Here is a 22,581-nt window from a genome sequence, read left to right as displayed (position 1 = left end):
GTCGATCAGGCCGGCAAGGCCGGTCCGGGGCCCTGCAATGAAGAATTTCGACGAAGCCGCTCTCCGCCTCACGGTGAATGCGCGGTGGACGACCGCCAGTCTTGCCGCACTTGGTGCGATCATGGCGACAGCACAATCCGCATCGGCGCAGACTGCCTTCACGCTGCCGGCCCCGCCATTCGAGCTGCCGATGCTGCCGTCGCCGTCGGGAAACTGGACCGTGATGGTCGGCATCGGCGGCGACTACACGCCTGACTTCGTGGGATCGAAGAACAGCAAGTTTCGCCCGATTCCGATCTTCACCATCCGCCGCGCCGGATCGGTCGACCAGTTTCGCGGGCCGCGCGACAGCGCCAGCATTGCGCTGCTCGACGTCGGCAATTTTCGCGCCGGTCCCGCGTTCAAATACGTCTCGTCGCGCAAGAGCGACAAATATGCCGAGCTGACCGGTCTCGGCGACGTCAAGGCCGCCTACGAGCTCGGCGGCTTCGTCGAGTATTATCCGGTCGACTGGCTGCGCCTGCGCAGCGAATTACGCCAGGGCGTGGGTGGCCACACCGGCACGGTGGCGGACGTCTCCGCCGACGTCATCGTGCCGCTGATCCAGCGGCTCACGATCTCGGCCGGCCCGCGCTTCACCTGGAAGAGCACCAAGGCGACCGCGCCCTATTTCGGCGTCGATGCCGCGCAGGCGCTGGCGTCGGGGTTGCCGACATATGACGCCAAAGGCGGCGCGCATTCGGTCGGCTTCGGCAGCCAGATCTCCTACCGCATCAATCCGCAATGGGAGGTCCATGCCTATGTCGAGTACGAGAAGCTGCTCGGCGATGCCGCGGATAGCCCGCTGGTCAAGCTGCGGGGGTCGTCGAACCAGACGACCGTCGGCATCGGTGCGTCCTATTCCTTCGACTTCAGGATTCGTTGAGCCGTCATGCGCCGCATAGCTGTTCTATGGATTGGCTTCGCGATCGCGACCGCCGTCCTCGGTGCCGCCGCCGCGTTCGAGACACGGGCGAGCCGGCTGCAGGCGATCAAGACCGTCGGCATCGTCTCGGCCATCGGCGAGGAGATGAGCCTGACGCGGGCCGGCCTGACCGGGCTTGGCAACGCCGCGCAAAGTCTCCCGATCAGCGCTTGGGGGCTGGACGAGCTGATCGTCCAGCAGGCGACGAAGCTATTGGGTGGACGCTTTCGCGTGCAGCCGGTGACCTACAGACGCCCGGCCTTCGCTGCTGTCAGGGATTCAGCGGTAACACCGGTCAACCTGCTGCGTAGCGATCCGTTCAAGGAGCTGGTCCGCAGCGATGTCGCACCGCAGGGGCTGGACGCGTACATCGTCATTACCCGCGCGAGATCGAAGCTCGGCAACGGCCGCATGGTCGAAGGTGTCGGGCTTGCCGAATATCGCACGCTGCTTGCGGATTACGGCCTGGTCCACGTGCTCTACGAGGTGCGCGTGATCGACGGCAAATCGTTCGACGTAATCGAGAAGCGGGCGGCCGCGCCGCTCGACAACACGGGGACGCTGCGGCTCGCGGGGCCGAGCGGGCCGGTCGACGAGACGTTCGGCGGTGCTGCTTCGGGCGAGCGGCTGCGCGCGGCAGTCGCGGACCTGATCGGGCGCAGCCTGCCGATCACGCTCGGCGACATGCACCTGATCGAGGGCCAGTGAGGCCTGCCGGCGTCAGGTCACCGGCGCCGGATTGAACAGCGTGAGATCGTTGTGGATGCCCCAGCGATCCGACCAGGGCTTGGTGCGGCCGGAGGCGACGTCGAGGATCAGGCGGAACAGGTCCCAGCCGCATTCCTCGATGGTCTTCTCGCCGGTAGCGATGCTGCCTGAATCGAAATCGATCAGGTCCTTCCAGCGCCGTGCGAGCTCGCTGCGGGTCGCGACCTTGATCACGGGGGCGGCGGCAAGGCCGTAGGGCGTGCCGCGGCCGGTGGTGAACACCTGAAGCGTCATGCCGGAAGCGAGCTGCAGCGTGCCGCAGATGAAGTCGCTTGCCGGTGTTGCCGCGAACAGCATGCCCTTCTGCGTCGCCTTCTCGCCGGGCGAGAGCACGCCCGTAATGGCAGAGGAGCCGGACTTGACGATCGAGCCGAGTGACTTCTCGACGATGTTGGCAAGGCCGCCCTTCTTGTTGCCGGGCGTGGTGTTGGCGCTGCGATCGGCGCCGCCGCGGGCCAGATAGGAATCGTACCAGGCCATCTCGCGCACCAGCGCGCGGCCGACATCCTCGTTGATGGCGCGGCGGGTGAGGAGCTGGATGGCGTCGCGCACTTCCGTGACTTCCGAGAACATCACGGTGGCGCCGGCGCGCACCAGCAGGTCCGCGGCGAAGCCGACGGCGGGATTGGCGGTGACGCCGGAGAAGGCGTCGCTGCCGCCGCATTGCAGACCGATGACGAGGTCGGCAGCGGGGCAGGTCTCGCGCTTGCGGGTGTTGAGCACCTTCAGGCGGGCTTCCGCCTGGGTCATGATCGCATCGACGATGGCGCCAAAGCCGTCGAAGGCTTCGTCCTGCATGCGGACGATGGCATCACTCACGCCCTCCGGCACCAGCCGTTCGGGTGCCAGCTTCTCGCAGCCGAGACCGACGACGAGGATCTCGCCGCCGAAATTCGGGTTCAGCGCGAGGTTCTGCAGCGTGCGGATCGGTACGACCGCATCGGGCGCGGTGATCGCGACGCCGCAGCCATAGGCATGCGTCAGCGGCACGACGTCGTCGACGTTGGGGTATTTCGGCAGCAGCTCGGCACGGATGCGCTTCACGGCGTATTCCATCGTGCCCTTGACGCATTGCACGGAGGAGGAGATGCCGAGGATATTCTTGGTGCCGACCGAGCCATCCGGATTGCGGAAGCCTTCGAAGGTGAAGCCTTCGAGCGGCGGCAGCGGCGCGGGCACGGCGGTGGAGATTTCGAGCTTGTCGAGGGCAGGGGCCTCCGGCATGCGGATGCGAGCCTCGTCGACCCATTCGCCGGCCAGGATCGGCGACAGCGCGTAGCCGATGATCTCGCCATAGCGGATGATCGGTGCGTCTTGCGCGATGTCGACCAGCGCCGTCTTGTGCCCTTGCGGCACGAAGGCGCGCAGCGTCAGCCCATCGGCAAAGCGGGAGCCGGCGGGAAGCCCGAAATCATTGACCACGATCGCGACATTGTCGCGCTCGTTGAGCTTGATGTAGCGGGGCTGCTCTTTCGCTGCGACGTCCTGGTCCATCTGCTCTAGCCCTCAGAAACTGAAGTCGTAGGGTGGGCAAAGGCGCACCGCGCCGTGCCCACCAGTCTTCACGTCAAACGTAGATGGTGGGCACGCTTCGCTTTGCCCACCCTACGATGTCCCCTCAACCCGGGAACGTATAGGCCGTCTTCACCGTGGTGTAGAACTCGCGGGCATAGGAGCCCTGCTCGCGGGCGCCGTAGCTCGAGCCCTTCCGGCCGCCGAACGGCACGTGATAGTCGACGCCGGCGGTCGGCAGATTGACCATCACCATGCCGGACTCGCTGTTGCGCTTGTAGTGCGAGGCGTATTTCAGGCTGCTGGTGCAGATGCCCGAGGCGAGGCCGAACTCGGTGTCGTTGGAGATCGCCAGCGCCTCTTCGTAGTTCTTGGCACGAATGACGGCGGCGACCGGGCCAAAGATCTCCTCACGCGCAATGCGCATGTTGTTGTTGGCTTCGGTGAACAGCGCCGGCTGGAGATAATGGCCGGGGTTCTCGCGCTTGAGCAGTTCGCCGCCGAAGGCGAGCTTTGCGCCTTCGTCCTTGCCGATCTTGATGTAGCGGAGATCCTGGTCGAGCTGGCTCTGGTCGACAACGGGGCCGATATGCACGCCGGCCTTGAGCGCGTCGTCCACCGACAGGCTGTTCAGGCGCTCGGCCATCGCCGCGACGAAGCGGTCGTGGATGCCCTCGGTGACGATCAGGCGGGACGAGGCGGTGCAGCGCTGGCCGGTCGAGAAATAGGCGCCGTTGACGGCGACCTCGACGGCGGTCTTGAGGTCGGCGTCGTCAAGCACGACCAGCGGGTTCTTGCCGCCCATCTCGAGCTGGAACTTCTTCATGGGGTTCGAGAGCACGCAGGCCTGCGCGATCTTGCGGCCGGTCTGCACCGAGCCCGTGAAGGAGATGGCCGCGACATCCGGATGATCGAGCAGGGTCTGGCCGACGACGGAGCCGGAGCCGACGACGAGATTGAACACACCGGCGGGAATGCCGGAGCGGGTGATGATCTCGGACAGCGCATGCGCCGAGCCGGGCACCAGCTCAGCCGGTTTGAACACCACGGTGTTGCCGTAGCAGAGCGCGGGCGCGATCTTCCAGGCGGGGATCGCGATCGGGAAATTCCAGGGCGTGATCATGCCGACGACGCCGACCGGCTCACGGGTGAGCTCGACGTCGAGGCCGGGACGCACCGAGGCGCCCTTCTCGCCGATCAGGCGCAGCGCCTCGCCGGCGAAGAACGCGAAGATCTGGCCGGCGCGGGCGACCTCGCCGATACCTTCCGGCAGCGTCTTGCCTTCCTCGCGGGCGAGCAGGCGGCCGAGCTCTTCCTTGCGGGCGAGGATTTCGAGGGAAATCTTGTTGAGCGCGTCGTAGCGCACCTGCGGGGTCGACTGCGCCCAGGCGGGGAAGGCGGCCTTGGCGGCGGCGATGGCCTTCTCGGTCTGCGCCTTGTCGGCCTTGGCGTATTCGCCGACGAGATCGTTGGTGTTGGAGGGGTTGATATTCTTGGTGACGCCGGAGCCGTCGACCCATTCGCCGCCGATGAAGTTTTTAAGGATCGCAGTCATCGTTTCCTCCAGAGAAGGTTTCATTTCCAGTTTGGCGTGATCCTTGCCGGAGAACCGGTGTCCACTTTCTTGGGATCACGTCCTAACGCACGAGGCAGGGACGCTTGTCGTCGAAGGTCCAGCCGGGGATCAGGTCCTGCATGGCCATAGCGTCATCCCGGGCGCCGAGTCCATGCTTCTTGTAGAGCTCATGCGCGGCCTCGATGGCGGCGCGGTCGATCTCGATGCCGAGGCCCGGACGATCCGGAACGGCGATCTTGCCACCCCTGATCTGGAGCGGCTCCTTGGTCAGGGCCTGGCCATCCTGCCAGATCCAGTGGGTGTCGATCGCTGTGACCTTGCCGGGGGCGGCGGCGCCGACATGGGTGAACATGGCGAGTGAAATGTCAAAGTGGTTGTTGGAGTGCGAGCCCCAGGTCAGGCCGTTGTCACGGCAGGTCTGGGCCACGCGCACCGAGCCCTGCATGGTCCAGAAATGGGGATCGGCCAGCGGGATGTCCACCGCGCCGAGACGCAGCGCATGGGAGAGCTGCCGCCAGTCGGTGGCGATCATGTTGGTGGCGGTCGGCAGCCCCGTGGCGCGGCGGAACTCGGCCATGATCTCGCGGCCGGAGAAGCCGGCCTCGGCGCCGCAGGGATCCTCGGCATAGGCGAGGATGCCGTGCATGTTCTTGCAGAGGCCGATCGCCTCGTCGAGCGACCAGGCGCCGTTGGGGTCGAGCGTGACGCGTGCGTTGGGGAAGCGCTTTGCAATCGCGGTGACGGCCTCGATCTCCTGCTCGCCGCGGAGCACGCCGCCCTTGAGCTTGAAATCGGCGAAGCCGTAATGGTCGTGGGTGGCTTCGGCGAGCCGCACCACGGTCTCGGGCGTCATCGCCTCCTGATGGCGGAGGTTGAACCAGTCGGGCTTGCCGGTCTCGCCCGTGACGTAATCGAGCTTCGATCTGCGACGATCGCCGACGAAGAAGAGGTAGCCGAGCGTCTCGACGCTCTTGCGCTGCTGGCCTTCGCCGAGCAGGGCGGCGACGGGCAGGTTGAGATGCTGGCCGAGCAAATCGAGCAGCGCGGATTCGATCGCGGTGACCGCGTGGATCATGACGCGGAGGTCGAAGGTCTGCTTGCCGCGGCCGCCCGCGTCGCGGTCGGCGAAGGCGGTGCGGACGTCGGCCAGGATGTTGTTCATCGCGCCGACGGTCTTGCCGATCACGAGATCCCGGGCGTCCTGCAGCGTCTGCCAGATCTTCTGTCCGCCCGGCACCTCGCCGACGCCGGTGTGGCCGGCATTGTCGGTAAGGATGACGATGTTGCGGGTGAAGAACGGCGCATGCGCGCCGCTTAGGTTGAGGAGCATGCTGTCGCGGCCTGCGACCGGGATCACCTGCATCGCCGTGACGATCGGTGCACCGGCGATATCAGTCTGGGCCATCGCATGCTCCTCCCTGTTGTGTGCTTCTATTCTGCAGCCTGTTGTGACGATCGTGCGGCGGGCAGCTTCTTGACCAGCGCGGCCAGCTCAGCGACCTCCTGCTCGGTGAGATCGGTCAGCGGCGGGCGGACCGGGCCGGAATCGCGGCCGATCACCTTCATGCCGGCCTTGATGATCGAGACCGCGTAGCCCTTCTTGCGGTTGCGGATCGCGATCAGCGGCAGGATGAAATCCTTCAGGCCGGCGTGGATCGCCGCATGGTCGCGCTTGCGCACGGCGGCGTAGAAGCTGGTGGCGAATTCGGGGACGAAGTTGAACACGGCCGAAGAGTAGGTCGTCACGCCCATGTCGAGATAGGGCAGCGCGAAGGTTTCCGCGGTCGGCAGGCCGCCGACATAGGTTAGGCGATCGCCGAGCTTGGTGTAGACGCGGGTCATCAGCTCGATGTCGCCGATGCCGTCCTTGTAGCCGACGAGGTTCGGGCAGCGCTCGGCAAGGCGCGCGAGCGTGTCGGGCTGGAGGATGGCGTTGTCGCGGTTGTAGACGATGACGCCGATCTTCACGGCGGCGCAGACCGCCTCGACATGGGCGGCAAGGCCTTCCTGCTCGGAATGGGTGAGATAGGGCGGCAGCAGCAGGAGGCCGTCGGCGCCGGCCTTTTCCGCGCCAATCGCGATCTCGCGGGCGATCGCGGTGCCGTAGCCGGTACCGGCGAGCACGGGCACGCGGCCCTTGGTCTCCTCGACGGCGACCTTCACGACTTGCGGAACCTCGGTCGGCGTCAGCGAGAAGAACTCGCCGGTGCCGCCGGCGGCGAACAGGCCTGCGACGTCATAGCCGCACAGCCAGTCCATGTTGGCGCGATAGGTCGCCTCGTCGAAGGAGTAGTCAGCCTTGAACGGCGTGACGGGGAAGGACAGGAGGCCCGATCCGATCTTCTGGGCCATTTCCTGCGGGGTCATCTTGCTCATGGGCGCTGCTCCCTTATTGCGTGTTGTGGAGGACGCAAGCAGAAGGCCGCGCGTCCATGCGCCGTGGTTTAGGCAACGGTTCGATGCGCGTCCAAGCCAAAGCCTATATCGACCGATGCGAATTCAGCATCAATCGTCCATCGCCTCGGCGGAGGACAATTCACCGGCAATCTTGACCAGCGCCGACAGCAGCGGATTCTCGTCGTCGCGGCGCCAGACCATGAACAGCTCGACGGGGACGCGCGTGCGCAGCTTCAGCGGGCGCAGCCGCACGTCGGAGATCTTCAGGCTCGCGGCGGCGGCCGGCACGATGGCAAGGCCGAGGCCGGCGCGGACCATGGCGAGGATCGAGTGGATCTGGCTGAGATGCTGCACGTAGCGCGGCAGCACGTCGGCGCGGGTGAACAGCGCCACCAAGAGATCGTGGAAGTAGCGGCTCTCATAGGGCGAATACATCACGAAGGGCTGGTCGTCGAAATCCTTGATGGTGATGTTCTCGGCGTTCGCCAGCGGATGCTTCTTCGGGATCGCGGCGAGCAGGGGCTCGGCGACGACGCGGCGGCTGGTCAGCTCGGGCCGCGCGATCGGCGGCCGGAGCAGGCCGGCGTCGATCTGGCCCGAGGTCAGCGCCTCGAACTGGTCGCCCGACACCATCTCCTTCAGGGAGAAATCCACTTCCGGCAGCTTGGCGCGGCAGGCCGCGACGAGCTCGGGCAGGAAGCCGTAGGCGGCGGCCGCGGTGAAGCCGATCTTCAGCGAGCCGGTCTTGCCGAGCGCGATGCGGCGGGCGACCTGCGAGGCGCTTTCGGCGAGTTTGAGGATGCGCCGTGCCTCCGGCAGGAAGCTGCGCCCGGCCGGCGTCAGGCGCACCGAGCGGCTGGTGCGCTCCAGCAGCGGCGCATCGATGATGTGCTCGAGCACCTGGATTTGCCGCGACAGCGGCGGCTGGGTCATGTTGAGCCGCGCCGCGGCGCGGCCGAAATGCAATTCCTCCGCCACCGTGACGAAACAGCGGAGCTGGTTGAGGTCGAACATCGATACATGCCTTAGATGGATAAGGCGTTTCCCCGGCACTTCTAGCATCGATCACCCCCAAAACAAAGACGGCGGCTTTTGAGGGCCGCCGTTGAGTTGCCTGGTCAAGCTCCCATGGGAGCCCTCAGGAGGAACGTTTGAGCACCACTCGCTCGATCTTGCCGACCACCACGAGATAGGCGAAGGCGGCCACCAGCGCGTTGGCACCGACGAACACCAGCGCACCGTTGAAGGAGCCGGTCGCGGCCAGGATGTAGCCGATCACGATCGGGGTGGTGATCGAGGAGAGGTTGCCGAAAGTGTTGAACAGGCCGCCGGAGACGCCGCCGGCTTCCTTTGGCGAGGTGTCGGAGACGACCGCCCAGCCGAGCGCGCCGATGCCCTTGCCGAAGAAGGCGAGCGCCATGAAGCCGACCACCATCGCATGTCCGTCGACATAGTTGCAGGCGATGATCGACATCGACAGCAGCATGCCGCCGACGATCGGGATCTTGCGCGCCATGGTCAGCGAGCCGGTCCGGCGCAGGATGGCATCGGAGATGATGCCGCCGAGCACGCCGCCGATGAAGCCGCACAGCGCCGGCAGGGTCGCGACAAAGCCGGCTTGGAGGATCGAGAGGCCGCGCTCCTTGACGAGGTAGACCGGAAACCAGGTCAGGAAGAAATAGGTCAGCGTGTTGATGCAGTACTGGCCGAGATAGACACCGAGCATCATGCGGTTGGAGAGCAGCTGGCGGATGTGGTCCCAGCCGGAGCCGGCCTCGGGCGCACGCGCGCGCAGCGCATCGTCCTTGGGCGCGTCGAGATCGACCAGCGCGCCGCCCTCCTTGATGTAGTCGAACTCCGCCTCGTTGATCGATGGATGCTCCTTCGGGCCGTAGATGGTCTTGAGCCAGACGAGGCCCATGACCACGCCGAGTGCGCCCATCACGAAGAACACGAAGCGCCAGCCGTAGCTGTGCGCGATCCAGCCCATCAGCGGCGCGAAGATCACGGTGGCGAAATACTGCCCCGAGTTGAAGAAGGCCGACGCGGTGCCGCGCTCGTTGCCGGGAAACCAGGCCGCGACGATGCGCGCATTGGCCGGGAAGGACGGCGCTTCCGCGACGCCGACGAGCAGGCGAAGCACGAACAGCACGGCGACGGCGGCGCCGGCGCTGAGGAAGCCGACCCAGCCCTGCATCAGGGTGAACAGCGACCAGACGATGATGCTGAAGGCATAGACGACGCGCGAGCCGTAGCGGTCGAGCAGCCAGCCGCCCGGCACCTGCGCCGCGACATAGGACCAGCCGAAGGCCGAGAAGATCCAGCCCATGGCGACGGGATCGAGATGCAACTCCTTGGAGAGCGCGGGACCCGCGATCGAAAGCGTGGCGCGATCGGCATAATTCACGGTGGTGACCAGGAACAACATGGTCACGATGAACAGCCTGACGCGAGACCTCCTCACGTCCGCTGCGGACACCACTGCGCTCATCATGCGCCTCCTTAGAACTCGAAATGTTTCCTCGAGGCGAGTCCTAGAGGCGCGTGCGGCAAGGTGTCCAAGTTCAAGGCAGTATCGATCAATGCCGTTTTTGGATTGATGGAACGGCAGGTGCGGGGAACGAAGGGCGGCGAAGCGTCGAAATGCGAACGACACGCTCGTCATTGCGAGCGCAGCGAAGCAATCCAGAGCCTACCCGCGGAAAGATTCTGGATTGCTTCGCTGCGCTCGCAATGACGGCGTGGTGGCAGCGCGTAGCCCGCATGAGCGAAGCGATATGCGGGGGCAGTGGTCCCGGATGTCGCTTGCGCTCATCCGGGCTACGGCACTGTCCTTGCTACTGCCTTGCGCTCGGCAGCAGCTGCGGCAGGAAACCGCTGGTCACGCCGGGCGGCACGGCATCGAGGCCGAGCACCGCGCTTGCCGCCGGCAGTGCCGCGTCCGCCATCGCGGCGTGACCTTCGGCGCTCGGATGCACGGCGCCGCCATAGACGGCGGAGAGCACGCCCCATGTGGCATCGTGGATGTCGGTCGGCTGGCTCGCGGCGGGCAGGCCTTGCGGATAGGTCATCGCTGCGAAGTAGCTGTCATTGGCGTCGCGGATCCAGCGCGCGCGCGGCAGGTAGGCGCGGTATTCGGACGCGCCGCGGCCGCACAGCATCGGCTGGCTCGCCGCGCTCACGATGTCGGGGTTGAAGCTCTGGCCGTTCTCGGCAAAGCAGGCGCGGTCGAATTCCGGATCATTGCCCGAATGCGCGCAAAAACCGTGATCGGCGAACGCGGCCTGGTGCGCGTCGACGAAGGTCATGCGGTCGGCTTCGGGATCGCGGCACAGCGCGCCGCGGGTGCAGGTGGCAAGACCCTTCAGCTGCGGCAGGAATTCGGTGTCGACGAAGGTCGAGACGCGGGCGAGGCGCTGCGGATCGGCGTTGAACGAGGGATGGATGTCGAAGCCGGCGCGGCCGCCGCGGCAGGGCACGCCGCCGTCGGCGAGCGCCGGGTTGGCGTAGGAAACATAGACCACATGCGAGAGATCGCCACCGACCAGCGGCTTCAGCGCCTCGCGCAGCTTAACGAAGTTTTGGGGCAGCTCGCGTGCCAGCGCGTCGCGGGAATTGTCGACGCTCGCCATTACGCCGGAGCGGCGGAACAGCGCGCGCTCGGTCGCGGTCTCGACGATGACGTCGGCGACGAGGCCGGAGAAATAGACGTCGTTGGCGCCGACCGAGAGCAGCACGAGATCGAGCGTGCGGTCGGGCTGGCGCTTCCTGGCGGCGGTGAGCGCTTCCTTCAGCTCGGCGACCTGCGCGTTGACGCTGGTGTTGCAGACGCCGGTCTTGCCGGGCGGGCATTCGCGGGCGCGCTGCGAGCCGAGCAGCCCGTCGCCGATGCTGGCGCCGGTGCAGGCGAGCGGCAGGAACGTCACCGCGATGTGAGTGTACCGCACGGCGAGCGCCAGCGCGGTGCGGGCCTGGTAGCTGTACAGCGAGCGATGGCAGGGCGCGTTGAACCACTGCGCGCTGTAGTGCTGCCAGTTGGCGAGCGTGTCCGGCGCCTCGCAGGCGCGGCCGCCCTTGTAGCCGGCGCGGCTTGGCCGGTAATACTGTGCGCCGGCGGTGCCGAGATAGGAGCGGAAGCAGAAGCCTTCGTCCGACAACGCCAGCGGCCGGTCCGGATTGCCTTCGCCGGAAGCGATGCTGTCGCCGAGGCCGGCAACGAAGATGTCGCGGACCTGGATCTCGGTCTGGACGCGTTGGGTCGGATCGGAGCCCGAGGAGACGTCGACGGTCGCGACCGTCTGCTTGCCGTAGCGGACGCGCAGATTGACCGGCTCGGCGCAGTCGAAGGTCGAGGCCTGCGGTCCGTCGCCGTCGTCGAACGACCAGGCGCAGGTGGCGCCGACCGGCACCGCGCCGGTCAGGCGCACGGTCACGGGATGGTCGATCGGGGTGATGTAGTTCTCTTTGACGTTGTCGCGGGTGCAGGGCTGGTTGACCCGGCCCTGGAGGTCGATGCAGAGCCGGTTGACCATGTTGCGGGCCCAGCCGCGGCCCTCGCTCTGCAGCTCCAGCGACTGCTCGGCGGCGAGAATGTTGCGGTTACGCGCGTTCTCGACATGGAGCAGGAAGTCGCGCTCCTCGCGGAATAGGCGGAAGCGATTGCGCACCTCCCAGCTGATCTGCAGGCTCCCGTCCTGCGCGGCGGCTCGCTCGGGCAGGGCGGACAGAATGCCGGCAAGCAGCACGGCGCCTGCGGAGAGGGTACGAAGGACTACAGAGATCATGGCCCGCGTCTTCAACGGCAAAGTTGAGGCGGAAATAAGAGAGGATTGCGCCTCCGCCCGCAACCTTTGACTGATGATCCTGCGGGCCGCTCCCGGCGGTTCAGCGCTTGCTGGCCTGCCGCAGCGACCGCTCGCGCTCCATCGGCGTCACCTGCTTCGGCAGGTTGGCCTGGGCGCAGGCCTCGGCCAGCCGCCGCCGCTCCTGCCAGGGCTCGACCACGTTCATCCAGAGCTCGCGCGTGCCCATGATGGAGATGGCGAGGCCGAACGGGATCACGAAATAGAGAATGCGGAACACCAGCAGCGTCGCCAGGAGCTGCTCGCGGCCGAATTCGGGCAGCGCCAGCAGCATGGCGACGTCGAACACGCCGATCGAGCCGGGGGCATGGCTGGCGAAGCCGATCAGCGTCGCCAGGATGAACACCACCGCCAGCGACATGAAGTCGATCGGCGGATTGGCCGGCATCAGCAGGTACATCGCCGTGGCGCAGAAGCCGAGGTCGACCACGCCGATCAGGATCTGGACCAGCGTCAGCGGCGCCGAGGGCAGCGCCACCTTCCAGCCCTTCTGGCCGAGCTCGCGGCGCTTCTCGCCCATGCAGAGCCAGACCAGATAGGCGGCAATCGAGGCGAGGCCGCCGATCCCGATCAGCCGGTTGATCGAGGACGGGAGCTGATCCATCGACGAGGCGGCATCCGGATGGATGACCATGCCGATCGAGAGCACGAAGATGTTACCGAGCCAGAAGGTCAGGCCAGACAGGAAGCAGATCTTGGCAACGTCGATCGCGTTCAGCCCGTAGTCCGAATAGATCCGGAAACGGATCGCGCCGCCGGTGAAGACGGTCGCGCCGATATTGTGGCCGATCGAATAGGACGTGAAGCTCGAGAGTGCTGCGATGCGATAGGGCACATGCTTCTTGCCGATCGTTCGCAGTGCAAAAAAGTCATAGAACGTCAGCGTGCAGAACGCGAAGACGACGCAGAGCGCGGCCAAGCCGATATTGGCGCGGGGAATCTCGGTCAACGCGGTCAGGATGACGCCGGTATCGATGTGCTTGAGCGTGCGCACAAGCGTCGTGATCGCGAAGGCGATGATGAAGACGCTCGCGGCAACACCGAGCCGTCGCCAGCCGATCCATCTCTTGAAGCCGCGCTTCAGCGCGGTCAGCAGTCCGTGCATTCATCCTCCCGGCGGGGGGCAAGACCGACCCGGCCGGGCGTTGGCCAGTCGGGTGCGATCGTTGCCGAAGACAGGCGTCGATCGCTAGATATGATCCAGCTCATTTAAGGCAAAAACGGTGGCTTGTGCAGCCCTTGACAAGGATAGGTTCTGCGCCAGACCCGCTACTTTTGTCATATGCGGTTCACATCGCTTGCGCGTTAAGCATATGAGTCGGCAGATAGGTCCGGATCGTCCATTCTCATGCCGGCACGGTTTCATATCGTGTCGCCGCCGGCATTGTTCCAGCTCAAGCGCTGCGGGCTTTTTAGGAACGTCGATCCCGGGCGTCCGTTAGCGCCCCATCGGCAATCGAACATGGCGGAATATGCGGCTTTTCCTGCAAGCCGGCGCCTCCGTGTTCCCGAAACCCAAGAGGATCGGAACGATGGGACTGTTCACAAAAGACATCAAGACCATGAACGACCTGTTCGTGCACCAGCTCCAGGACATCTATTACGCCGAGCAGCAGCTCACCAAGGCGTTGCCGAAAATGGCGGCCAAGGCCACCGATCCGCAGCTGAAACAGGGCTTTTTGACGCACCTTGAAGAAACCAGGCAGCACGTCGCCCGCCTGGAGGAAGTGTTCAGGATGCACGGCGCGCAGGTGAAGGCGGTCGACTGCCCCGCGATCGACGGCATCATCGAGGAGGCCGACGAGACCGCGGGCGAAGTCGCCGACAAGGCGGTGCTGGACGCGGCCCTGATTAACGCGGCGCAGGCCGCTGAACATTACGAAATTGTACGCTACGGCAGCCTGATCGCCTGGGCCAAGCAGCTCGGCCGGACCGACTGCGCCAACGTGCTCACCAAGACGCTCGAGGAGGAGAAGGCGACCGACAAAAAGCTGACCACGCTTGCCGAGAGCAAGGTGAATTTGCGCGCGGCGAGCTGAGCAACGAAAGCGCTTCCCCTCTCCCACAAGGGGAGAGGGGAAAGCGCGCCGATTGTCGAGTTGCGCGCACGCACAGCCATCATTCGGTCATTGTCGAAACATGACTTCGTGCTGAAGGCCTATATTCGCATGGGGCTGCAATCGAGGTGCAGCATGCGAGCCAACACCCTCAGATATCAATCTCTCGGGGACGACGCCGGCGCACGGCGCGCCTCGTCGCGCCTTGCGACTTCGCTGACGCTGGCGGCGATGAGCCTCGGCTATGGCGTGGTGCAGCTCGACGTCACCATCGTCAACACCGCGCTCGTTGCGATGGGCAAAACCCTCGGGGGCGGCGTTGCCGAGCTGCAATGGGTGGTCAGCGCCTACACGATCGCCTTTGCCGCCTTCATCCTGACGGCCGGCGCGCTGGGCGACCGGATTGGCGCCAAGCGTGTCTTCATGGCCGGATTTGCCATCTTCACCGCGGCCTCGCTCGCCTGTGCGCTGTCGCCCAACGCCGTCGTGCTGATCGCGGCGCGACTGGTCCAGGGACTGGCGGCGGCGATCCTGGTGCCGAATTCGCTGGCGCTGCTCAACCATGCCTATGCGGACGATCGTGCGCGCGGCCGCGCTGTCGCGGTCTGGGCCGCGGGCGCCAGCCTGGCGCTCACCGCGGGCCCCTTCGTCGGCGGCGCGCTGATCACGCTGGTCGGCTGGCGCGCGATCTTCCTGGTCAACTTGCCGATCGGGCTCGTCGGTCTCTGGCTGAGCTGGCGTTATGCGACCGAGACCACGCGGGCGCGTTCGCGCGAGATCGATCTGCCCGGCCAGCTCGCGGCGATCGGCGCGCTCGGCGCGCTGGCCGGTGCGATCATCGAGGGCGGCGCGCTTGGCTGGGGACATCCCGCCGTGCTCTTCGCCTTCGCGTCGGCCCTGGTGCTGGCCGTGCTGTTTGTCTGGCGGGAGAGCCGCGCCGTGCAGCCGATGCTGCCGCTGTCGCTGTTCGGTCACCGCTTGTTTACGCTGACGACGATCGTCGGCCTGCTCGTCAACATCGCCATCTATGGCCTGATCTTCGTGCTCAGCCTGTACTTCCAGCGGATCAACGGGCTGTCGGCGTGGTGGACGGGGCTCGCCTTCGTGCCGATGATGGGGGCGGTGCTGCCGGTCAACCTGCTGGCCCCGGTCCTCGCCGAGCGCATCGGCGCGTGCCCGACCATCGTCGCCGGCGCCTGCATTTCTGCACTCGGCTGTCTCGGCCTGCTGTGGATCGAGGCCGATACGCATTACTGGATGATCTGCGGGCAGATGATCGCGATCAGCGGCGGGCTTGGGCTGCTGGTGCCGCCGCTCACCTCGACCTTGCTGGGCAGCGTCGAGAAGGCGCGCTCCGGAATCGCGGCCGGCGTCCTGAACGCGACGCGGCAGACCGGCAGCGTGCTCGGCGTCGCATTGTTCGGCGCGCTGGTGGCCTCCGAGGGCGCCTTCATGGCCGGGCTGCACGCCTCGCTGGCGGTATCGGCGGCCGTGTTGCTGCTCGCCGCGGCCGTGATCAGGATCGGCGCGCCTTCGCGGGGATGAACAATCCGAGCGAATGAGCACATCTCCCGTTCACCATTCCCGGAGCCGGAACATAGCCGGTTACCGATCGTCCACCTCTGTCGGTTTGAAGTGCGGGTTGATAGGGGCCCGCAATGTATCAAGTTCTTTACTGTCTCACCGACGAGCATGATTGGCGACTGGTCGCACTGGGCGGCGCGGTGTGCCTGCTCGCGAGCGCCGCGGCGATCAGCCTGTTTCACCGGGCCCGCGCCACGCAGGGCCCGGGACGCCTCGCCTGGATCAGCCTTGATGCGGCCGTCAGCGGGTGCGGCGTCTGGGCGACGCATTTCATCGCGATGCTGGCCTATGGGCCGGGCGGCGCGGGCGCCTACAACATCCCCATCACGATTCTCTCGCTGATCCTTGCGATCTCCATCACCTTCGTGGGCTTGAGCGTTGCGGTCTCGTCCACACGCCCGGTCTGGATCGTCGTCGGCGGTGCCATCGTCGGCGGCGGCGTTGCCGCGATGCACTACACCGGAATGGCGGCGCTGGAGATGCCGGCCCGCGTGGACTGGGTCGGAAGCACGGTGACCGCCTCGGTGCTGCTCGGAGCAGTCTTCGCAGCACTCGCGCTGTTCGTCGCCGCGCGGCGCGACGATCTCTCCCATGCACTGGGCGCGACCGTCTTGCTGACGCTGGCGATCGTCGCGCATCATTTCACCGCGATGGGCGCGGTGCTGCTGACGCCGGACCCGACGCTCGCGATCAGCGGGCTGTCGATCCCGCCGGCCTCGATGTCCTTCCTCACGGCCAGTGCGGCGGTCGCGATCATCGCGATCGCGCTCGTCGCCGCGCTGCTCGACCGCCGCGCCAAGGGCGAACTGGGACGCCAGCAACTGGTGCTGGACTCCGCGCTCGAGAACATGTCGCAGGGGCTGTGCATGTTCGATGCCGAGGGCAAGATCATCCTGTTCAACGAGCGCTACGCCTCGATGCTTCGCCGCACCGACATCGCGCTCACCGGCCGTCTGCTGGTCGAGGTGCTCAGGGAAGAGCAGGCCAAGGGACAGTGGCAGGGCGATGCGGACGAATTCTTCGCGCGCCTCGTCGCCGACGCACGCGAGGGCCGCACCACGACCGACGTCGTCAACCGGTTCGGCCGCTCGATCCGGGTCGTCAACCAGCCGATGCAGGGCGGAGGCTGGGTCGCGACCTTCGAGGACATCACCGAATGGCTGGAGGCACAGGCCAAGATCTCGCACATGGCGCGCCATGACGCGCTGACCGGCCTGCCGAACCGCGTGCTGTTCCACGAGCAGCTCGAGCAGGGACTGCACCGGACGAAGTCGGACGACCAGCTCGCGGTGCTCTGCCTCGATCTCGATCACTTCAAGGACATCAACGATTCGCTCGGCCATCCCATTGGCGATGCGCTGCTCAAGGAGGTCGGCCGCAGGCTCAAGGCTGCCGCCGGCGAGCACGACACAGTGGCCCGGCTCGGCGGCGACGAATTCGCCGTGGTCCAGATCGGACGTTCCGAGGAAGCCGCCGCGCGATCGCTGGCCGGCCGTCTCGTCGAAGTGATCTCGGCGCCCTACGAGATCGACGACCATCAGATCGTGATCGGCGTCTCGATCGGCATCTCGCTGTCGCCGCAGGACGGCAGCAATTCGGACGAGTTGCTGAAAAACGCCGACCTCGCGCTGTACCGCGCCAAGGCGGACGGACGCGGCACCTATCGTTTCTTCGAGACCGGCATGGATGCCCGCGCGCAGGCGCGGCGCCTCCTGGAGATGGATCTGCGCGCAGCGGTGCAACGCGACGAGTTCCAGGCGTACTACCAGCCGATCCGCGACGTCGCCAGCGGCCGTGTCGTCGCCTTCGAGGCGCTGCTGCGCTGGAATCATCCGCAGCGCGGCCTGATCGCGCCCATCAGCTTCATTCCGCTGGCCGAGGAGACCGGCCTCATCGTCCAGCTCGGCGAATTCGTGCTGCGATCCGCCTGCACCGACGCGACCAGCTGGCCCGACGACATCGACGTCGCCGTCAATTTGTCGCCGGTGCAGTTCAAGAGCCCGAACCTGATCGCATCCGTGACCTCGGCGCTGGCCGCCTCCGGACTGAGCGCGAACCGTCTCGAGCTCGAGATCACCGAATCCGTGCTGCTCCAGAACAGCGAGGCGACGCTGACCACGCTGCACGAGCTGCGCGCCATGGGCGTGCGGATCTCGCTCGACGATTTCGGCACCGGCTATTCGTCGCTGAGCTACTTGCGCAGCTTCCCGTTCGACAAGATCAAGATCGACCGCTCCTTCGTCTCGGAGCTGGCGACGCGCGAGGATTCCATGGCGATCATCCGCGCCGTGACCGGCCTTGGCCGCAGCCTCGGCATCGTCACCACGGCGGAAGGCGTCGAAAACGATGCGCAGCTTGAGCTGCTCCGGCGCGAGGGCTGCACCCAGGCGCAGGGCTACCTGTTCAGCAAGCCGCGGCCCGCTTCCGACGTCGCGATGATGCTGGAACGGCCACGGCTGCGCGTCTCGGCGTAAGGGATCAGCCGCGGCGCAGCGCGAAATGCGCGCCGCAGAATGCCATCACGGCGCCGAGGCAGAGGGCGGCAAGCCCGGCCAGCACGCCCGAGACGGTCGGGATCGGGCTCGGCGCCGAGGCCACCTGGCCGGCCCCCGCAAGCAGCAGCACGCCGACCGCGATCAGGAATTGCCGCATGCGCTGCGGAATCTGGCCGGAGACGGCGCTCTGCATCAGGCTTGCGGTGAAATAGCCGCCGGAGAATCCGACGGTGGCGATCAGCCACCACGCGATCGCCGCGCCGGCCGGAATGTACTCGTGCGCGTCGGAGCGCCAGAGGCCGCCGAGGTCGAGCCCGTAGCGCGCGCCCAGCATGTGCACCGCGAGCGCCAGCAGCACGCCGGAGATCATGGCGGCCCCGAGAATCAGGCGGCGCGGAAAAAAGGTCGTCTCAGCCATGTCCCGCTTGTAGGATGGGCGAGGGCGGCCGCGCAAGCGGATCGCGGACGGGATTGATTTCGAGATGCAGGTTTCCGGAGCCGGGGCGGCCACGAGCTACGCCTACAAGGCGTCGCTGATCGGCTCGGCGCATCGCTTCGAGCTGACCGAGGAGGGGCTGTCCTGGCACATCGCCGGACGGTCGGGCCTGTGGCGCTATGACGAGATCTCGGCGATCCGGCTGTCGTTCCGCCCGGTGTCGATGCAGCAGCACCGCTTTCGCGCCGATGTCAGCCACAAGGGCGGCGGCCGCATCGCCATCCTCTCGACGAGCTGGCAGACCGCGGCCCTGATGGCGCCGCAGGACAATGGCTTTCGCGATTTTCTCATCGAGCTCCATGCGCGGATGGCGAAGGCGGGCAGCCGCGCCGAATTGACCGCAGGCCTCGGCCGCAGGACCTATGCGGCGGTGCTGGCATTCCTGGCGGTGCTGGCGGTTGCGATGGCGGGACTTCTGATCCGCGCGCTCATGATCGGCGAATTCGCCGGCGTGCTCTTCATCCTCGGCTTTGCCGCGCTGTTCGTCTGGCAGGTCGGCGGCTTCGTCCGGCGCAACCAGCCGCAGAGCTACAGCTTCGAACAGGTGCCGAGGGCCCTGCTGCCTTAGCTCTGGACGCGCACTACTCCGTCGAGTCGAAATCCTCKTCCTTGGTGCCGAGCAGCGAGACGATCGTGCGCAGGCCGGAATCGAGCTGCTCGAGGGTAGGCGGGGCAAGCGCGAGGCGCACCGCGTTCGGTGCATGGCCATGGGCGACCGCAAAGGTCGAGGACGGCGTCAGCGCGATGCCGCGCCGTGCGGCTGCGGCGACGAAGGTCTGTGAGCGCCAGTGCGGCGGCAGCGTCAGCCAGAGATGATAGGCGCGCGTATCCGCGGCGATCTGGTAGCCGTTGAGCAGCCTTGCCGCGGTCTGCTGGCGGCGCGCGGCGTCGATGCGTTTCAGGCGCGTCAGCTCGGCGACGGTGCCGTCGGCCATCAGCCGCTGCCCGGAGGCGAGTGCGTGGCCGGAGGCGATCCAGCCGCCGGTGCGCACCGCGCTCATCACGCTTTCACGAAGGTGCGGCGGTGTCACGAGGATGCCGAGCGCGAGGCCCGGTGCGACTTTCTTGGACAGGCTGTCGATCACGATGCAGCGGTCGGGCCCGAGCGCTGCCAGCGGCGTGTCGTCGGCGAGGAAGCCGTAGACGGTGTCCTCGATGATGGTGAGATCGAGCTTCTCGGCGACGCGCATGATGTCGGCGCGCCGCGTCGCGTTCATGGTGACGCCGAGCGGGTTCTGGATGATGGGCTGCAGATACAGCGCCGACAGATGCGCCTCGCGATGTGCCTTTTGGATCGCGTCGGGCCGCGCGCCGTGCTCGTCCATGGGAATCGGGACCAGCGTGATGCCGAGCCGCGCGGCGATGCTCTTGACGTAAGGGTAGGTCAGCGCCTCGACGCCGCAGCGCCCGCCCGTCGGGACCAGCGCGGCGAGGGCGGCCGCGAGCGACTGCTTGCCGTTGGCGGTGAAGACGATGTGCTCGGCCTGCGGCGCAAAATCCTTGCGCGCGAGATAGGCCGCCGCCGCATTGCGCGCACTCTTGGTGCCGGTGCTGGTGGAGACGCGCAGCGCGGATTCGAGCGCGTCGACGCGTTCGAGCCCGGCGAGGCTCTTGGCGATCATCGCCCATTGCTGCGGCAATAACGGATAATTGACCTCGAAATCGATCCGAGTATCGCGCGGCTCGCTCAGCGCCTCGACCTCGCGCCTGATGTCGCCGGAGATGAAGGTGCCGCGGCCGACCTCGCCGACCACGAGGCCGCGTCGGAGCAACTCCGTATAAACCCGGCTCGCAGTAGAGACCGCGATGCCGCGGTCATAGGCAAAATTGCGCTGCGGCGGCAGCCGGTCGCCGGGCCTTAACGTGCCGTTAGAGATATCCGAGGCAATGGCATCGGCAAGCTTCACGTACTCGAACTTGGACATTATTGCACCGAGAGCAATGTTTTACTTGCTCCGAGTAGTGTACTGGAGCATTTAAGTTCCATCAAGTTCCGCGATTGAGCCGAGGTGAGCGAGAGCAATCCGACGGCAAATGAGGTGCAGGCGCCCACAAGCGTCCGCGCCAACGGCAGCTGCTTCGCCGCGCGGGACATACGCCGGAGAAGAAACATGACCACCATCTCGCAAACTGCCGGGCGGAGTTTACGCCCCTCGTCGAGCGGATTTTTTGCCACGCTCGCCAATGCCGCCACCACGCTGTTCGACCGCCTGGAGCGCCGCTCCGCCGTCAAGACCCTGAACGAGCTCGACGACCGCGCCCTGCGCGACATCGGCATCAACCGCAGCCAGATCGAGGACGCGGTGTACGGGCAGTTCAAGACCGAGCTGTCGCGGTATCTGTAAGCCCTCTTGTCCCGGACGCGCTGCAGCGCGCAAGCGCTGCTGCGCAGAGCCGGGACCCAGAAGGCTGCAGAGTTCGCTGCGACATGGGCCCCGGCTCTGCAGCGCATCACTTCGCGCTGCGCAGCGTCCGGGGCACGAGAGCGCGGTTTCGGCGCACCAGTATTTCCACACCGTCATTGCCAGCGAAGCGAAGCAATCCAGAATGCCTGTGCGGGGTAGTCTGGACTGCTTCGTCGCAAGCGCTCCTCGCAATGACGGAGCGTGGTTGGCAGCTCGTAGGATGGGTAGAGCGCAGCGAAACCCATCAACACTTCCTTCGTGGAAAGATGATGGGTTTCGCTGCGCTCTACCCATCCTACGCTCCTCGCACGCACGCCTTCGCATCCTCGCGGCTGATCTCGCCCGAGCTTTGCCTCGATGCGTCACCCTCAATGAAAGAGGGCGCAGGGAAGGCCGGGTGCCGGCCGGGCACCCACGGTCCACTGTGCGGAAGGTGGCAGCAAGAATTTGCACAGCGGCATACAGGTGAAGCCAAACATCCGGCCTTCCCTGCGCAGTGGCTTTACGGCTTATGTCGCGCTCTCCCCGGGGAGCGTTGCACTATTGCCCCCGTCGTCCCGCGAGATGACTGATGTACGTGCCCGGTCGGGCCGCCACATCACCGCTGGGACTTGACGCACAGACCCCGGGCGCCAGGACCACACGATTTTGCCGTACGAGAGCCGCACCGGTCGTGTGCGCGACGTCCTTGCTCACGGTTGCCCGCCCTGCAAAACCCTTCGCGCCGATGTGACCCACGTCCACCGCCGCCCGGCCCGCGTTCGTGACGATCGCGATACGCCCCTCTTCCCAAGGGCCGGGTTGCGGCGACGAATACGCTGTTTCCGAATTTCGGTAAAGTGGAATATTTTTCGCGGTGCGCATTGACCGAGGGAATGTGCGTTTTGCCCGTCGGACAACACACGGTCTTGTAGCCCGGATGAGCGAAGCGATATCCGGGATTTCGTTGCGCGAGCGGTCCCGGGTGTCGCTTCGCTCACCCGGGCTACGAATTGTGCGCTCGCTCGCAGCCCTCAGTGCCTCACCACCAGCACCGAGCATTTTGCGTAGCGCACCACGTGGCCGGCATTGGAGCCGAGGAAATAGGTGCGCATCGCCGGCCGGTGCGAGGTCATCACGATCAAATCCGCCTTCATGTGCACGGCTTCTTCCAGGATCTCGTGATAGATGCCGCCCTGGCGGACCACGCTGGAGATGCGCGCCGGCTCGATGCCGGATTCGCGTGCGACGATGGCGAGGGCTTCTTCCGAGGTCTGGCGCTGCTGCTCGTCGAAATCGGCCGGCACGTATTCGGCCAGCATCACCGGCGTCATCGGCAACACGTTGAGCAGCCGTATCGACCCGCTCCAGGTCTGCGACAGCGTGGCCGCGGTCGCGATTGCCGGCTTGGCGAGATCGGTGTCGGCGAGGTCGATGGGCACGAGGATGGACTTGAACATCTGCGCCTCCCTATTGACCAAGCTGG

The 22,581-nt window shown here is 66.2% G+C and carries 18 protein-coding genes; 7 read left to right on the top strand and 11 right to left on the bottom strand.

Annotation, left to right across the window (positions count from 1 at the left end):
• Positions 1 to 37 precede the first annotated feature (37 nt).
• Both A7X65_RS20010 and A7X65_RS20005 read left to right on the top strand, forming a co-directional pair.
• Entirely contained in the window at positions 38 to 925 is an 888-nt protein-coding gene (locus tag A7X65_RS20010) for a MipA/OmpV family protein (RefSeq protein WP_063687899.1), read from the top strand.
• A gap of 6 nt (positions 926 to 931) precedes the next feature.
• Positions 932 to 1,672, top strand: coding sequence for a hypothetical protein (locus A7X65_RS20005; RefSeq protein WP_063687897.1), 741 nt, complete (start codon positions 932 to 934; stop codon positions 1,670 to 1,672).
• 12 nt (positions 1,673 to 1,684) lie between these two features.
• Here the strand turns inward: A7X65_RS20005 and garD are convergent, their stop codons facing one another.
• The 8 genes from garD to A7X65_RS19965 form a co-directional block, all read right to left on the bottom strand.
• Positions 1,685 to 3,226: a galactarate dehydratase gene (garD, locus tag A7X65_RS20000; RefSeq protein WP_063687894.1), complete on the bottom strand. Its 1,542-nt coding sequence runs from the start codon at positions 3,224 to 3,226 to the stop codon at positions 1,685 to 1,687.
• A 124-nt stretch (positions 3,227 to 3,350) separates the two neighbouring features.
• On the bottom strand, positions 3,351 to 4,799 hold the full coding sequence (locus A7X65_RS19995) for an aldehyde dehydrogenase family protein (RefSeq protein ID WP_063687892.1): 1,449 nt from the start codon (positions 4,797 to 4,799) through the stop codon (positions 3,351 to 3,353).
• Between the two features lie 82 nt (positions 4,800 to 4,881).
• Positions 4,882 to 6,225 (bottom strand): glucarate dehydratase, encoded by a 1,344-nt coding sequence (gene gudD / locus A7X65_RS19990; RefSeq protein ID WP_063687890.1) that lies wholly within the window; start codon positions 6,223 to 6,225, stop codon positions 4,882 to 4,884.
• A gap of 26 nt (positions 6,226 to 6,251) precedes the next feature.
• Positions 6,252 to 7,196, bottom strand: a complete 945-nt coding sequence (kdgD, locus tag A7X65_RS19985; RefSeq protein WP_063687888.1) for a 5-dehydro-4-deoxyglucarate dehydratase — start codon at positions 7,194 to 7,196, stop codon at positions 6,252 to 6,254.
• A 129-nt stretch (positions 7,197 to 7,325) separates the two neighbouring features.
• Positions 7,326 to 8,231 (bottom strand): LysR family transcriptional regulator, encoded by a 906-nt coding sequence (locus tag A7X65_RS19980; RefSeq protein ID WP_063687886.1) that lies wholly within the window; start codon positions 8,229 to 8,231, stop codon positions 7,326 to 7,328.
• 124 nt (positions 8,232 to 8,355) lie between these two features.
• Positions 8,356 to 9,708, bottom strand: coding sequence for an MFS transporter (locus A7X65_RS19975; protein WP_063690613.1), 1,353 nt, complete (start codon positions 9,706 to 9,708; stop codon positions 8,356 to 8,358).
• 346 nt (positions 9,709 to 10,054) lie between these two features.
• Positions 10,055 to 12,001 carry an SGNH/GDSL hydrolase family protein gene (locus A7X65_RS19970; protein WP_063690611.1) on the bottom strand — a complete coding sequence of 649 codons (1,947 nt, stop codon included), beginning with the start codon at positions 11,999 to 12,001 and terminating at the stop codon, positions 10,055 to 10,057.
• Between the two features lie 100 nt (positions 12,002 to 12,101).
• Complete coding sequence (locus A7X65_RS19965) at positions 12,102 to 13,184, bottom strand: lysylphosphatidylglycerol synthase transmembrane domain-containing protein (protein ID WP_063687884.1); 1,083 nt, start codon at positions 13,182 to 13,184, stop codon at positions 12,102 to 12,104.
• Positions 13,185 to 13,611: 427 nt separating this feature from the next.
• On the opposite strand from A7X65_RS19965, the gene A7X65_RS19960 reads away from it, so the two are divergent.
• The 3 genes from A7X65_RS19960 (at position 13,612) to A7X65_RS19950 (ending at position 18,194) form a co-directional block, all read left to right on the top strand.
• Positions 13,612 to 14,118: a YciE/YciF ferroxidase family protein gene (locus A7X65_RS19960; RefSeq protein WP_063690609.1), complete on the top strand. Its 507-nt coding sequence runs from the start codon at positions 13,612 to 13,614 to the stop codon at positions 14,116 to 14,118.
• Positions 14,119 to 14,271: 153 nt separating this feature from the next.
• Positions 14,272 to 15,681 (top strand): MFS transporter, encoded by a 1,410-nt coding sequence (locus A7X65_RS19955; protein ID WP_063690607.1) that lies wholly within the window; start codon positions 14,272 to 14,274, stop codon positions 15,679 to 15,681.
• Between the two features lie 113 nt (positions 15,682 to 15,794).
• The gene (locus A7X65_RS19950; RefSeq protein WP_063687882.1) at positions 15,795 to 18,194 is read left to right on the top strand and encodes a bifunctional diguanylate cyclase/phosphodiesterase; all 2,400 of its coding nucleotides are present in this window, start codon (positions 15,795 to 15,797) and stop codon (positions 18,192 to 18,194) included.
• A 4-nt stretch (positions 18,195 to 18,198) separates the two neighbouring features.
• On the opposite strand, the gene A7X65_RS19945 is transcribed toward A7X65_RS19950, so the two are convergent.
• Positions 18,199 to 18,633 carry a hypothetical protein gene (locus A7X65_RS19945; RefSeq protein ID WP_063687881.1) on the bottom strand — a complete coding sequence of 145 codons (435 nt, stop codon included), beginning with the start codon at positions 18,631 to 18,633 and terminating at the stop codon, positions 18,199 to 18,201.
• 64 nt (positions 18,634 to 18,697) lie between these two features.
• On the opposite strand from A7X65_RS19945, the gene A7X65_RS19940 reads away from it, so the two are divergent.
• Positions 18,698 to 19,279, top strand: a complete 582-nt coding sequence (locus A7X65_RS19940; RefSeq protein ID WP_063687879.1) for a hypothetical protein — start codon at positions 18,698 to 18,700, stop codon at positions 19,277 to 19,279.
• Between the two features lie 13 nt (positions 19,280 to 19,292).
• Here A7X65_RS19940 and A7X65_RS19935 read toward each other — a convergent pair whose 3' ends face one another.
• Entirely contained in the window at positions 19,293 to 20,636 is a 1,344-nt protein-coding gene (locus A7X65_RS19935; RefSeq protein WP_063687877.1) for an aminotransferase-like domain-containing protein, read from the bottom strand.
• Between the two features lie 186 nt (positions 20,637 to 20,822).
• Here A7X65_RS19935 and A7X65_RS19930 point away from each other — a divergent pair, with 186 nt between their 5' ends.
• The gene (locus A7X65_RS19930) at positions 20,823 to 21,056 is read left to right on the top strand and encodes a DUF1127 domain-containing protein (RefSeq protein ID WP_063687875.1); all 234 of its coding nucleotides are present in this window, start codon (positions 20,823 to 20,825) and stop codon (positions 21,054 to 21,056) included.
• Positions 21,057 to 22,129: 1,073 nt separating this feature from the next.
• Here A7X65_RS19930 and A7X65_RS19925 read toward each other — a convergent pair.
• The gene (locus A7X65_RS19925; RefSeq protein WP_063687873.1) at positions 22,130 to 22,555 is read right to left on the bottom strand and encodes a universal stress protein; all 426 of its coding nucleotides are present in this window, start codon (positions 22,553 to 22,555) and stop codon (positions 22,130 to 22,132) included.
• Positions 22,556 to 22,581 lie beyond the last annotated feature (26 nt).

It is taken from the genome of Bradyrhizobium stylosanthis (genome assembly GCF_001641335.1).
GTDB lineage: Bacteria > Pseudomonadota > Alphaproteobacteria > Rhizobiales > Xanthobacteraceae > Bradyrhizobium > Bradyrhizobium stylosanthis.
The sequence above is the reverse complement of the archived record's forward strand: the minus strand, read 5'-3'. Positions and strand labels throughout refer to the sequence as shown.